At 65.7% G+C, this 12,323-nt stretch carries 10 protein-coding genes; 5 read left to right on the top strand and 5 right to left on the bottom strand.

Annotated features, from left to right (window positions below; all coding sequences use genetic code 11):
• Positions 1–89: 89 nt before the first annotated feature.
• From IPF76_RS08545 to IPF76_RS08535, 3 genes are all read right to left on the bottom strand, one after another.
• Positions 90–2,063, bottom strand: coding sequence for a transglycosylase domain-containing protein (locus tag IPF76_RS08545; protein WP_293842831.1), 1,974 nt, complete (start codon positions 2,061–2,063; stop codon positions 90–92).
• A 158-nt stretch (positions 2,064–2,221) separates the two neighbouring features.
• Positions 2,222–2,926 (bottom strand): UTRA domain-containing protein, encoded by a 705-nt coding sequence (locus IPF76_RS08540; protein ID WP_293842451.1) that lies wholly within the window; start codon positions 2,924–2,926, stop codon positions 2,222–2,224.
• On the bottom strand, positions 2,923–4,269 hold the full coding sequence (locus IPF76_RS08535) for a formimidoylglutamate deiminase (protein WP_293842448.1): 1,347 nt from the start codon (positions 4,267–4,269) through the stop codon (positions 2,923–2,925). Before IPF76_RS08535 ends, IPF76_RS08540 begins: the two co-directional genes overlap by 4 nt.
• Before the next feature lie 32 nt (positions 4,270–4,301).
• On the opposite strand from IPF76_RS08535, the gene hutI reads away from it, so the two are divergent.
• Genes hutI through hutU form a run of 4 tightly spaced genes read left to right on the top strand, consistent with a single transcriptional unit; the run spans position 4,302 to position 9,497 of the window.
• Positions 4,302–5,513, top strand: a complete 1,212-nt coding sequence (gene hutI, locus IPF76_RS08530) for an imidazolonepropionase (RefSeq protein ID WP_293842445.1) — start codon at positions 4,302–4,304, stop codon at positions 5,511–5,513.
• On the top strand, positions 5,510–7,030 hold the full coding sequence (gene hutH / locus IPF76_RS08525; protein ID WP_293842443.1) for a histidine ammonia-lyase: 1,521 nt from the start codon (positions 5,510–5,512) through the stop codon (positions 7,028–7,030). Before hutI ends, hutH begins: the two co-directional genes overlap by 4 nt.
• A complete protein-coding gene (gene hutG, locus IPF76_RS08520) occupies positions 7,030–7,833 on the top strand; it encodes an N-formylglutamate deformylase (RefSeq protein WP_293842441.1) in 804 nt (267 codons plus the stop codon). The genes hutH and hutG overlap by 1 nt, the downstream gene beginning before the upstream one ends.
• Positions 7,830–9,497 carry a urocanate hydratase gene (gene hutU / locus IPF76_RS08515; protein ID WP_293842439.1) on the top strand — a complete coding sequence of 556 codons (1,668 nt, stop codon included), beginning with the start codon at positions 7,830–7,832 and terminating at the stop codon, positions 9,495–9,497. Before hutG ends, hutU begins: the two co-directional genes overlap by 4 nt.
• A gap of 36 nt (positions 9,498–9,533) precedes the next feature.
• On the opposite strand, the gene IPF76_RS08510 is transcribed toward hutU, so the two are convergent.
• A complete protein-coding gene (locus tag IPF76_RS08510) occupies positions 9,534–10,841 on the bottom strand; it encodes an MBL fold metallo-hydrolase (protein WP_293842437.1) in 1,308 nt (435 codons plus the stop codon).
• A gap of 598 nt (positions 10,842–11,439) precedes the next feature.
• Between IPF76_RS08510 and IPF76_RS08505 the strand changes: the two genes are divergently transcribed.
• Entirely contained in the window at positions 11,440–11,790 is a 351-nt protein-coding gene (locus tag IPF76_RS08505) for a YciI family protein (protein ID WP_293842435.1), read from the top strand.
• Here IPF76_RS08505 and IPF76_RS08500 read toward each other — a convergent pair.
• On the bottom strand, positions 11,787–12,206 hold the full coding sequence (locus IPF76_RS08500; protein ID WP_293842433.1) for a DUF1810 domain-containing protein: 420 nt from the start codon (positions 12,204–12,206) through the stop codon (positions 11,787–11,789). The genes IPF76_RS08505 and IPF76_RS08500 overlap by 4 nt on opposite strands.
• Between the last annotated feature and the right edge of the window lie 117 nt (positions 12,207–12,323).

The raw sequence follows: 12,323 nt of genomic DNA, 5'->3' as shown, positions 1-12,323 counted from the left end.
CCGTTCTGTTCTTCCCCGTCTGACCAAAAAACTAAGGTGGCCCATCAAGCTCAGCACAAACGGATCCTGGGCCGAGGTTGCTCGCACCCTCACGGGGGCGCGGGTGCCGGTTCCGCAGGCGCTTCTTTCGGGATCGGCACCCGCAAATCGATGCGACTGCCGTTGATTTCGGTCGAAATTACGGCACTGTCGCCCTCGATCCCGACGCTCATATTCTCGCCAACCGGGATCGCATCGATGTCGGGAATGTCCTGCGGTTCGACGGGGCCGCGCGGGTCGGCGGGTCGCGGCGGCGCCGCTTTCTGGCCCGACGCCTGCGTCATGAAATCGCGCCAGATCCGCGCCGGAAGCCCGCCGCCCGAAATGCCGCGCAGCGGCGAATTATCGTCGTTGCCGATCCATACCCCGACGACGAGGCCGTTAGCGTAACCGACGAACAGCGCATCGCGATTGTCCTGGCTGGTCCCGGTTTTGCCGAAATTCGCCTGCGGCAGCCGCGCAGCGCGGCCGGTGCCGCGATTGACTGCGGCGCGGAGCATCTGTTCGATGTCGTTATGGACCCTCGATCCGAAGCGGCGCGGCCCCGAGATCAGATTTTCCAGCCAGCCCTTTTCCTCGTCCGGAAAGGCGTGCGGGACGACCGGATAGCTGTTCGCAGCGACCGCGGCATAGGCCGCGGTAAGTTCAAGCAAGGTCATGCTCGACGTACCGAGCGCGAGGCTGGGGTCACCCCTGGTCATCGGTGCGGTGACGCCCAGGTCGCGCGCCATGTCAATCACCTTGTCGTCGCCAACCTCGCGCAGCACCCGCACCGCGGCAACATTGCTCGACATCGCGAACGCGTCCTCCAGCGTGAGCGTTTCTGAATAGGCGCCACCCGAGTTTTTCGGCCGATACGAGCCGGTTTCGATCGGCTGGTTGTCGATTATGTCATCGGGTTCCCACCCGGCTCGCAGGGCGGCGAGATAGACGAACAATTTGAAGGTCGATCCCGGCTGGCGTCGCGCCTGTGTCACCCGGTTGAACGGCGACGCGGCATAATCCTTGCCGCCGACCATCGCGACGACTTCGCCATTGGGGCGCATCGCGACCAGGGCGACCTGCGCCTGACCGACGCCGGCGCGGCTCGTCACCCGCCGCGCCACCGCTTGCAACCGCGCGTCGAGAGTGGTTTTGATCGTCTGGCGCGAATAGCCGACGTCGCTCAGCTTGCGCGCCTCGGGCAGCGCCCAGTCGGCAAAATAGGTCCCGGTCGGCAGCGTGTTGCGCGAGCGGACATCGATACTCGGGGTGCGGATCGCCGTCGCCTGCGCGGCGGTAATATAGCCCTCGTCGGCCATGGCATTGACCACCAGCTGCATGCGTTTGGCCGCCAGATCGGGATTCTTGGTGGGAGCGAGGCGCGACGGCGCCTGGACCAGCCCCGCGAGCATCGCCGCCTGCGCCGGGGTCAGCTTTTCGGGCTGGCGATAGAAATAATGCAGCGACGCGGCGCGCAAACCGTAAGTGTTGTCACCGAAATAGGCGTTCGACAGATAGCGTTCGAGAATCTCGTCCTTGGTCAACCACGCTTCCAGCCAGAAGGCGATTAGTGCCTCGCGCGCTTTTCGCCCCAGCGTCCGCTTGGGGGTGAGGAAAGTGAATTTTGCCAGCTGCTGGGTGATCGTGCTGCCGCCTTGCGTCCGCCCGCCGCTGACGTTGCTCCACACCGCGCGCGCGATGCTGCGCGGATCGACGCCCATATGACTGTAGAAACGCCGGTCCTCGATCGCGAGAAAGGCGCCGGTGACGTGCTTGGGCAGCGCGCTCGCCTTCACCGGCTTGTCCACGATTGCCCCCGACCGCGCGATCGGCGTTCCATCCGACGCCAGCAAGGTGATCTGCGGCGGCACGATCGGTTCGAGCGATTTCGACAGCGGCGCGGTGAGCGCGAGCCAGCCGACGAGCAGGATCAGCAGGATGCAGAAAATGGCAAAGCCGCGCGAAAAGCGCCGCAGCCATTTGCGACGGCGGCTTTCCGGTACAACCGGGGGTGGCCCCTCGAAAACGGGCGCGCCGGGCATGGAAAGCGGCGGCGCGGCGGGCGCCGGATCGGGAGTTTTGGATTTACGGAACCAGGTCATGCTCAGCCACCGTATTAATATCGCAATACAGCATAAGCAAATGGCTTATGCACCGCTACGCAGGAAAGAGAGAAAACGTCCAAGATACCGCGCAGATTTTATTCGCCTTCGCGCCGGGGCATCCCGGCCTGAAACTCGGCGACCAGATCGAAGCGGTCGCCGCGGAAAAGCTGGCGGACGTGCGTGACCGGCCGATCGCCGCGCCAGGTATCGCGTTCGAGTTGGAGGCAGGCGGCGCCGTTGCCGGTCGCCAGCGCCTTTGCTTCGGTGCGGGTGGCGGCGACGGCGCGCACGACGTGGCGCGCCGAGGTCCACGGAATATGCGCGAGGAGCCAAGTGCCCGGCGCCTCGACGGCAAAATCCGCCCCCGCCGCGGCGGGGACTTCGGCGAGTTCGATCGTCCGGCGTTCGAGCGCGAAGGGTTCCTCGGCGGCGAAATGAACGCCGTCGATCTGGAGCGTGTCGGCTTCGTCAGCATTTTTGCGGCGGACGATCGCGCGCGCTTCCCAGCGATAGGCTTCGCCGCGCGCCGCAATAAGTTCGGCCAGATCGGGGACGGTCATCACCGCCGAATGCACCGGCGGGTGCGCGACGAACGAGCCCGCCTTGCGTCGCCGTTCGACCAGCCCGGCGGCGACGAGCTCGCCCAGCGCCTTGCTGACCGTCGCGCGCGCGCAGCCATAGCGCGCCGCGAGCTCTTGCTCGATCGGAATGCGCGTGCCCGGTTTCCATTCGCCCGAATGGATGCGGCCTTCGATATCCTCGCGGATCCGGCGCGCCGGGTTCGGCGCCGCGCGCGTCACGCGACGATCCGCGCAACGCTTTTGCGGTAGGCAGCAGCAATCGCCATGCGATCGACATGGCGCCCGCCTTCGACGCGCTTGACCCCGGCGCGCCAGACGCAGTCGATCGTCCCTGCCCCGCCGGCAAAAATCCAGCGGTCGAGCAGCGTCGCATCGTCGGTTCCCGCGAAGCTGGGGTGATCGAGATCGAGCGAAACGATGTCGGCGGACTGGCCGATTGCGAAGCCTGCCTCGACGCCCAGCGCCTGCGCGCCGCCCGCGAGCGCGCGGGCGTGGAGATTGGCGCCAACGAAAGGCGATCGGGTTGCGGCGAGAAGCGCGCGGGCGCGGCGCGCGAGACGCTGCGAATATTCGAGCGCGCGCAGCTCGCCCGCTGCGTCGATCAGAATATTGCTGTCGGTGCCGATCCCGAAGCGGCCATCGGCGGTCAAATAATCGACGGCGGGGAAGATGCCGTCGCCCAAATTGGCCTCGGTGATCGGGCAGAGCCCGGCGACCGCGCCGCTCGCGGCGAGCCGCAGCACTTCGCGCGCGTCGAGGTGGGTCGAGTGGATCAGGCACCAGCGCGCATCGACCCCGACATTGTCGAGCAGCCATGCGACCGGACGCGCGCCACTCCATGCCACGCAGTCGGCGACTTCCTTTTCCTGTTCGGCGGCGTGGATATGGACCGGGCCGCTGGGTGACATCGCGAGCAGCGCCGCCAGCTGGTCGGGCGCCACCGCGCGCAGCGAGTGCGGCGCGATGCCGATATTGGCGTCGCCGATCAGCTTGGCGCGCGACGCATCGAGCAGCTGCTCAAAACCATCGATATCGCTCAAAAAGCGCCGCTGGCCGGGGCTCGGCGCCGCGCCGCCGAAATTGCCATGGGCGTAGAAGACCGGCAGCAAGGTGAGGCCGATGCCGGTCGCCGCGCTCGCCTCGACGATCGCGCCCGCCATTGCGGCAGGATCGGCGTAGGGCGCGCCGGCGGGGTCATGGTGGAGATAGTGGAACTCGCCGACGCGGGTGAAACCGCCCTCGAGCATTTCGGCATAGGCCTGCGCGGTAATTGCCGCGACATCGTCGGGGGTCAGCTGGTCGAGGAAGCGGTACATGATCTCGCGCCAGCTCCAGAAATTGTCGTCGGGGTGACTGCGGCGCTCCGAAAGCCCCGCCATGCCGCGCTGGAAGCCATGACTGTGGACATTGCACAGTCCGGGCAAAGCCGCGGCATGGCGCTCGTCATCGGGGGCGGCGTCAACACCGGTTTCAAGCGCCGAAAACCGCCCTTCGGCGACCGTCAGCCGCACATCGCGCTGCCACTGATTATCGATCCATGCGCGCTGAAACCAGTAAGCCATCGTCGGGAGCCTTCATATTATGTCTAGACATAATGGCCCAACCGCGAGATGTTGTCCAGATGGAGCAGATCTGGACCAACACCCGACTCGCGACGATGGCCGGAGACGGCCTGGGGTTGATCGACGATGGCGTCGTCGCGGCGCAGGGCGGACGGATTGCCTACGCCGGCCCTGCCGATGGCGCGCCGACGGCGGCCGCGAAGATCACCGATTGCGGCGGCCGGTTAATCACCCCGGGGCTGATCGATTGCCACACTCATCTGGTCCACGGCGGCAATCGTGCCAATGAATGGGCGATGCGGCTCGAAGGTGCAAGCTATGAGGATATATCGCGGGCGGGGGGCGGCATCGTGTCAACGATGCGCGCGACCCGTGCAGCGAGCGAAGTCGAACTGGTCGATACCGCACTCCCCCGCCTCGACGCGCTGATCGCCGAGGGGGTGACCACGATCGAGATCAAGTCGGGGTATGGCCTCGACACCGAAAACGAGCTGAAAATGCTGCGCGCCGCGCGTGCGCTGGGCGAGCGGCGTCGGGTCCGCGTCGAGCCGACCTTCCTTGGCGCGCATGCCCTGCCCCCCGAGTATCGGAACCACAGCGACGGCTATATCGACCTCGTTTGCAGTGAGATGATTCCCGCCGCCGCGCCGCTCGCCACCGCGGTCGACGCCTTTTGCGAAGGCATCGGCTTTTCGCCCGCGCAATGCACGCGCGTGATCGCAGCGGCGCAGGTGCATGGGCTGGCAGTCAAGCTGCACGCCGAACAATTGTCGGCGCTGAGCGGCAGCGCGCTCGCGGCGCGCCACGGCGCGCTGTCGGCTGACCATCTGGAATATGCCACCGACAACGATGTCGCCGCGATGGCGGCGGCGGGAACGGTCGCGGTGCTGCTGCCCGGCGCCTATTATTTCATGCGCGAGACCAAATTGCCGCCCATCGACGCGATGCGTCGGCACGGGGTCAAGATCGCGCTGGCGACCGACAACAATCCCGGCACGTCGCCGACGACCTCGCTGCTGCTCATGCTCAATATGGGCGCGACGCTGTTCGGGCTGACCGTCGTCGAGGCGCTGCGCGGGGTGACGGTCAATGCCGCCGCTGCGCTGGGGCTTGGCGCCGAGACCGGGACGCTGGAGTCCGGCAAGGCGTGTGACCTTGCGATCTGGAACGTCACCGACCCCGCCGAGCTGGTTTACCGCATCGGCTTCAATCCGCTGCACCGACGTATCAAGGACGGACAATGATCATCAACCCCGGCGCCATGACGCTCGCCAACTGGCGCGCGATCTATGAAGGTGCGAGCGCTACGCTGAACGACGAAGCGTGGAGCGCGATCGACGCGAGCGCCGCCGCGGTGGCGCGGATCGTCGCCAAGGGCGCACCCGTCTATGGCATCAACACCGGCTTTGGAAAGCTGGCAAGCGTGCGGATCGCCAGCGACGATCTGGCGACGCTCCAGCGCAACATCGTGCTGAGCCATGCCGCGGGCACCGGCGCGCCGTCGCCTGTCCCCGTCGTCCGACTGATGATGGCGCTCAAGCTCGCGAGCTTTGGCGTCGGTGCATCGGGGGTGCGGCGCGAAACGGTGGCGATGCTTGAGGCGATGCTGGCCAAAGGCCTGACCCCCGTCGTTCCGTCGCAGGGATCGGTCGGCGCAAGCGGCGACCTTGCGCCGCTGTCGCACATGGCAGCGGCGATGATCGGGGTCGGCGCGATTGCGTTCGACGAGCAGACCCGGCCCGCCGCAGAGGCACTGGCACAGGCGGGCCTCGCGCCGCTCGAACTCGGGCCGAAGGAAGGCCTCGCGCTGCTCAACGGCACGCAGTTTTCGGCTGCCAATGCGCTCGCCGGCCTGTTCCGCGCCGAAACCGTGTTCCAATCGGCGCTGATCACTGGCGCGCTGTCGACCGAGGCCGCCAAAGGCTCCGACGCGCCATTCGACCCGCGCATTCACGCGCTGCGCGGCCATGCCGGGCAGCGCGAGGTCGGCGATGCGTTGCGCGGCCTGATGGCGGGATCGGCGATCCGCGCCTCGCACGCCGTTGATGATCCGCGCGTGCAGGATCCCTATTGCCTGCGCTGCCAGCCGCAGGTGATGGGCGCGATCCTCGACCTGCTGCGCCAAGCTGCAACCACCCTCGGTGTCGAGGCGAATGGCGTCTCGGACAATCCGCTGATTTTTGCCGACACCGACGAAGCTTTATCGGGGGGCAATTTCCACGCTGAACCCGTTGCTTTTGCCGCCGACATTATCGCGATGGCGCTGTGCGAGATCGGTTCGATAGCCGAGCGCCGCATCGCAATGCTCGTTGATCCGGCGCTGTCGGGCCTTCCCGCCTTCCTCACCCCGCGTCCCGGCCTCAATTCGGGCTTCATGATCCCGCAGGTCACCGCCGCAGCGCTGGTCAGCGAAAACAAACAGCGCGCCTATCCCGCCAGCGTCGATTCGATTCCAACCTCGGCCAATCAGGAGGATCATGTGTCGATGGCAGCGCATGGCGCCCGCCGCCTGCTCGAGATGGCCGACAATGTCAGCGCGGTGATCGGGATCGAATATCTCGCCGCGTGCCAGGGCATCGACTTCCACGCGCCGCTGTCGTCGAGTGACGCGCTCGAGGCCGCGCACAAGCATCTGCGCGCCGCGGTGCCGACGCTCGAAGACGATCGGCATATCCACCCTGATATGGAGGCTGCCACCGCGCTGGTTCGCTCAGGCAGCCTGGTCGCGGCGGTTCCGGCAGACCTGCCGGGCCTCGCCTGATGGACTGGCTGCGCGTCCATTGCGGCGACGCGCCGCTGGTCATTGCTTTTCCGCACGGCGGGACGGACCTTGCCGGGCTCGACGACCAGTTCGTGTCGCCCTGGCGCGCGCAGCTCGACACCGACTGGTGGATCGCGGATCTCTATGCCTTCGCCGCCGGTCTGGGCGCGACATTGGTCGCGACCGATATTTCTCGCAGCGTGATCGACATGAACCGCGACCCGTCGGGAGCGTCCCTCTACCCCGGGCAGGCGACCACCGAACTCTGCCCGACGACAACCTTCGACGGCGAACCGCTGTACCGCTTCGGCGAGCCTGACGAAGCCGAGATCATGCAGCGGCTGCATTCGTACCACCGACCGTATCACGACGCGCTCGCGGGCGAGCTAGACCGCCTGAAAGCCTTGCACGGCAAAGTCGTGCTCTACGACGCGCATTCGATCCGCAGCCATGTCCCGCGGCTGTTCGATGGCGAACTGCCGCAGTTCAACATCGGTACCAACGGCGGCGCGACCTGTGCGCCCGAACTCGAAACCATTGTCGCGAATATCTGCGCTGCCAGCGGAGAGAGCCACGTCGTCAACGGCCGTTTCAAGGGCGGCTGGACAACGCGTCATTATGGCCGGCCCGACGGCGGCATCCACGCGATCCAGATGGAGCTCGCGCAGCGCGGTTACATGGTTGAGCCCGCCGATATTACCTACGTCAACTGGCCCTCCCCCATCGACCCGAACCCCGCGATCCAGCCCGTGCTGGAACAAGTTATCGCCGCAACGCTCGATTTTGCGAAAGGAAAATCATGACCACCCGCCTCGACAACAGCCGCGTGATCCGCCCGGCAACCGGCACCGAGATCAGCGCGAAAAGCTGGCTCACCGAGGCGCCGATGCGGATGCTGATGAACAACCTGCACCCCGACGTCGCCGAAGCGCCGCACGAGCTGGTGGTTTATGGCGGCATCGGACGCGCCGCACGCGACTGGGAAAGCTATGACAAGATCGTCGAGACGCTGAAGCGCCTCAATGACGATGAAACCCTGCTCATCCAGTCGGGCAAGCCCGTCGGTGTCTTTCGTACGCACACCGATGCGCCGCGCGTGCTGCTCGCGAATTCCAACCTGGTGCCGCAATGGGCGACTTGGGAGCATTTCTCCGAGCTCGATCGCAAAGGGCTGATGATGTACGGTCAGATGACTGCGGGCAGCTGGATCTATATCGGCAGCCAGGGCATCGTGCAGGGCACTTACGAAACTTTTGTCGAAATGGGTTGCCAGCATTATGGCGGCAGTCTCGCGGGCCGCTGGCTGCTCACCGCCGGGCTTGGCGGCATGGGCGGCGCGCAGCCGCTCGCGGCGGTGATGGCCGGCGCCTCGTGCCTCGCGATCGAATGCCAGCCGAGCCGTATCGAGATGCGCCTGCGTACCGGCTATCTCGACATGCAGGCGTCCGGCATCGACGAGGCGCTGGCGATGATCGAAGCGAGCCACGCTGCGGGCAAGCCCGTCTCGGTCGGCCTCCTCGGCAACGCCGCCGAAATCCTCCCCGAAATGGTCACCCGCGGCGTCTTCCCCGACCTGCTCACCGACCAGACCTCGGCGCACGATCCGGTCAACGGATACCTTCCCGCTGGCTGGAGCCTCGAAGAGTGGTTTGCGAAGCGCGAGAGCGACCCCGCCGCGGTCGCGAAAGCCGCCAAGGCGTCGATGGCGGTGCATGTCCGGGCGATGCTCGACATGCAGGCCGCGGGCGTGCCGACCACCGACTATGGCAATAATATCCGCCAGGTCGCAAAGGATGAAGGCGTCGAAAATGCCTTCGACTTCCCGGGTTTCGTCCCCGCCTATGTCCGCCCGCTGTTCTGCCGCGGCATCGGCCCGTTCCGCTGGGTGGCGCTGTCGGGAGATCCCGAGGACATCTACAAGACCGACGCCAAGGTGAAGGAGCTGCTGCCCGACAACACGCACCTTCATAACTGGCTCGACATGGCGCGCGAGAAGATCCGGTTTCAGGGGCTTCCGGCGCGTATTTGCTGGGTCGGGCTCGGCGACCGCCACCGGCTGGGCCTCGCGTTCAACGAGATGGTGGCATCGGGCGAGCTCAAAGCCCCGATCGTCATCGGTCGCGACCATCTCGATTCAGGCTCGGTCGCCTCCCCCAATCGCGAAACCGAAGCGATGCGCGACGGATCGGATGCGGTCAGCGACTGGCCGCTGCTCAACGCGTTGCTCAACACGGCAAGCGGCGCGACCTGGGTGTCGTTCCACCACGGCGGCGGAGTCGGCATGGGTTATTCGCAGCACAGCGGCATGGTGATCGTCGCCGACGGCACTCCCGAAGCAGCCAAGCGGCTGGAGCGCGTGCTGTGGAACGACCCCGGCACCGGCGTGATGCGCCACGCCGACGCGGGTTACGACATCGCGATCGACTGCGCGCGCGACAAGGGGCTGGATTTGCCGAGCTTGGGGTGACGAGGCGAGGATTGCGCCCTCCAAGCGCCGGCCGCGTCAATCGACCAGAGCGGAATAAGCTGCGTCGATCGGCTGATTGCGCTCGATCACGATCAGGATATTGTCGCACCCACCCGGTGTCTCGTCGGCATCCGGCCCGACCTTGCGCTGACGCATTTCGCAGGAGCGCGCATCGTCGTCGAGGCGAAAGCCATCCTCGCGGTCGGTGCGCAGCAGCTGGCCACGCGTAGCAAGTTCGGCGACCACCTCGGCGTCGGGCAGTCGGACGCGATGATAGGGATAGGGTCCCGAGGATATCGCGTAAATCGACGCGCCCACCGCATCGAGGAAAGCCGCACGCGACGAGGTCAGGCTGCCATGATGGCCGACCACCAGCACATCAGCCTTCAGCTCGGCAGCGCAGCAGGCGATCAATTGTCCTTCAATGCTGCGCGGGCTGGGCGGCATTGCCGGAAGCTCGCGCCCGCCGCCTTCGGCATCGCCGGTCAGCAGGACGCGTTTGCCGCCGAGATCGAGCCGCACGACGACGCTGTTCTCATTGGGATCGGAATAGGGATGCGCGTCGCGGTAAAGAAAGTGCATCGATGCACCGGATCCGAGCGCTACCGGCGCTTCGGTCATCATGTCGGCCTGATTCACGGTCACGGTTCCGTTGCAGCCGCTGCCGGTGAAGGTCACGCTGCGCGTGGTATTCGCGGCGATCGCGTCGTGATAGCGCGCGCCGGGCTCCGCCATGGCCGCTTTCAAGAAATGACAATAGCCGTCGGTCTTGTTGACGCGGCCCGATTCCCAGACGTGGGCGATCTGAAACGTCTCGAAAACCGCGGGCATCAGTTGGAGATGGTCCTTGTGCGGATGGCTGAGGATGAGGTGGTCGAGGCGGGTGAGGTCGGGGCGCGCCGCGCGGATATAGGCGACCACCCGGTTCTCTTCACCGCCGTGCAGGTCGTCCTGGCTGCCGGCGTCATACAGCAGCGCGAAGCCTGGTCCCTCGACGAACACCGCAAGCCCGGTGCCGACATCGATGACATGGATCGTGTGACGCCCTGCCGCGCTCGCCGCATCGCCGTCGGCGGCGCGCACAATCGTCCACGCCTTGCTCACATAGCCTCGCGTACCGCCCGGAAGTTCAACGATGTACCAGCCGCTGACTTCGCCGACGAGTGTAGCGCTGTCGCCGGGGCGCAAGCGCGCAAGAATGGCGGTGTTGGTCGACGGGCCTTCGCGCACCAGAACGGCGCTTGATACACGCGCGCTGGGAGCGACGTCATCCGCCATCGCCGGAGTGGCAGCCAGCGCGGCGGTGCCGAGCAGCAGCGCGGCAGACCAGTTTCGAAGCGTCATCAAACCCCTCCTTCTTGCCGCGTGGCCATCCGTTCATGCCCCTCGAGCCGCCGACGTCGCAGCGAATGCGGCAAATCAAATCCGTTTTTCAGCCGAGCATAGAGCGGATGGCGCCGATCAGTCCGGCAGGGAAGGATCCCGCGACCAATAGAGCCGCGAGCCAATATTCGCCCGCAATTGCGCGGGTTTTCCAGTTCGGTTCGCTATCCATGCAGCAGGAATGGCACAGCGAAATATTGTAGGAAAGGCCATTTCACGCACATCCGGATCTATTGGGCTTGCGCCGATCACCCCGGCAGCGTCCGCACGCCGTGTCCTCAAAGGCGCCCCGCCCGATTTTGCGGGCACACCGCGCGCTCGAAACCTGCCAAAGCACGCGCCAAGCCGACAAAGCCGATAAACCCGGAGGCAATAGGACTGGCCGCAGCTGGATAAACACAGACGCCGGACCTCCATGAGACATTCTGAAATAGGCGCGAAAGCGTCGCACTCGCGACGCTCCGCTGCGGTTCGCTCCCGCGGAACAATAAACGATCCCGCGCCTGCGTCATGGAACGACAAGGCGCGTCCCCGGTTGTGGAAGGAGAAGGAGTGCGACATGCCCAAATTCGTGACGATCGGTTATGGCGACGAAGCGGGCTATCAGCGGACCCCGCAAGACATTCGCGACGCGGCCCACGCCCATGACGATCGACTGAAGGAAAGCGGTGCGGTCATGGGCATCGCTGGCCTGCCGATCCAGGTCCGCAATCCCGAAGGCGATAGCGTGCAGACCACGACTGGTCCCTATCTGTCGTCCTCGCTCCCGGTCGCTGGCTTCGCGCTCATCGAAGCCGCCAATCTTGGCGAAGCTATTCAGCTGGCGCAGCATTCGCCCTGCGCGGTGGCGCATGGCGTGATCGAGGTCTGGCCGCTTGTCGAAAACAGCGGACATCAAAGCGGTCGTTAACCGAGCAAGTCCAGCGTTCGCGCGTCGCGTTCGCCCCCGAACCAGCGATCGAGCGCGGCAGCGAACAGGGGATGGCCATCGACCGCCTCGAACAATGTCAGCGATGAGCCCAGTTTCACGGCATCGATTTTGCCAAACACCGCATCCGGGTCGCTCGCGTCCAGTTTCTGGAGCGCCGCGACGCATTCGCGGTAGCGCGCGCCGAGCAACGGATGAGCCAGATAGGCTCGCGCCTCGTCCGCCGAATGGATTGCGAAACGCTGCGCAGCAGCGCTTCGACCAAGACCGGCGAGCTGAGGGAAAATGAACCACATCCAGTGCGAGCGCTTGGCGCCGCGTTTGATCTCGGTGAGCGCGCGAGGATAGGTTTCTTCCTGCGCGGCAACGAATCGCTCCAGGCCTTCGTTTTCGCTCATAGCGCAAGCGCCCTGGCCGGTGGTTTGCCATAAACCTGGGTCACGTCGAGGCTGCTCTCGGGCAGCCATTGCAGACACAAAAGGTTCAGGCAGACCCTCGACGCCCCACGGCTTCTC

It is taken from the genome of Sphingopyxis sp. (assembly GCF_016704835.1).
Taxonomy (GTDB): Bacteria; Pseudomonadota; Alphaproteobacteria; order Sphingomonadales; family Sphingomonadaceae; genus Sphingopyxis.
Note: the sequence above shows the minus strand (reverse complement) of the source record. Positions and strands in the feature narration are given on the sequence as shown.

Coding starts and splice junctions, on each gene's coding strand:
- hutU (WP_293842439.1), top strand. CDS start 7,830: ATGACCACCCGCCTCGACAACAGCCGCGTGATCCGCCCGGCAACCGGC.
- IPF76_RS08510 (WP_293842437.1), bottom strand. CDS start 10,841: ATGACGCTTCGAAACTGGTCTGCCGCGCTGCTGCTCGGCACCGCCGCG.
- IPF76_RS08505 (WP_293842435.1), top strand. CDS start 11,440: ATGCCCAAATTCGTGACGATCGGTTATGGCGACGAAGCGGGCTATCAG.
- IPF76_RS08500 (WP_293842433.1), bottom strand. CDS start 12,206: ATGAGCGAAAACGAAGGCCTGGAGCGATTCGTTGCCGCGCAGGAAGAA.
- hutG (WP_293842441.1), top strand. CDS start 7,030: ATGGACTGGCTGCGCGTCCATTGCGGCGACGCGCCGCTGGTCATTGCT.
- IPF76_RS08545 (WP_293842831.1), bottom strand. CDS start 2,063: ATGCCCGGCGCGCCCGTTTTCGAGGGGCCACCCCCGGTTGTACCGGAA.
- hutI (WP_293842445.1), top strand. CDS start 4,302: ATGGCCCAACCGCGAGATGTTGTCCAGATGGAGCAGATCTGGACCAAC.
- hutH (WP_293842443.1), top strand. CDS start 5,510: ATGATCATCAACCCCGGCGCCATGACGCTCGCCAACTGGCGCGCGATC.
- IPF76_RS08535 (WP_293842448.1), bottom strand. CDS start 4,269: ATGGCTTACTGGTTTCAGCGCGCATGGATCGATAATCAGTGGCAGCGC.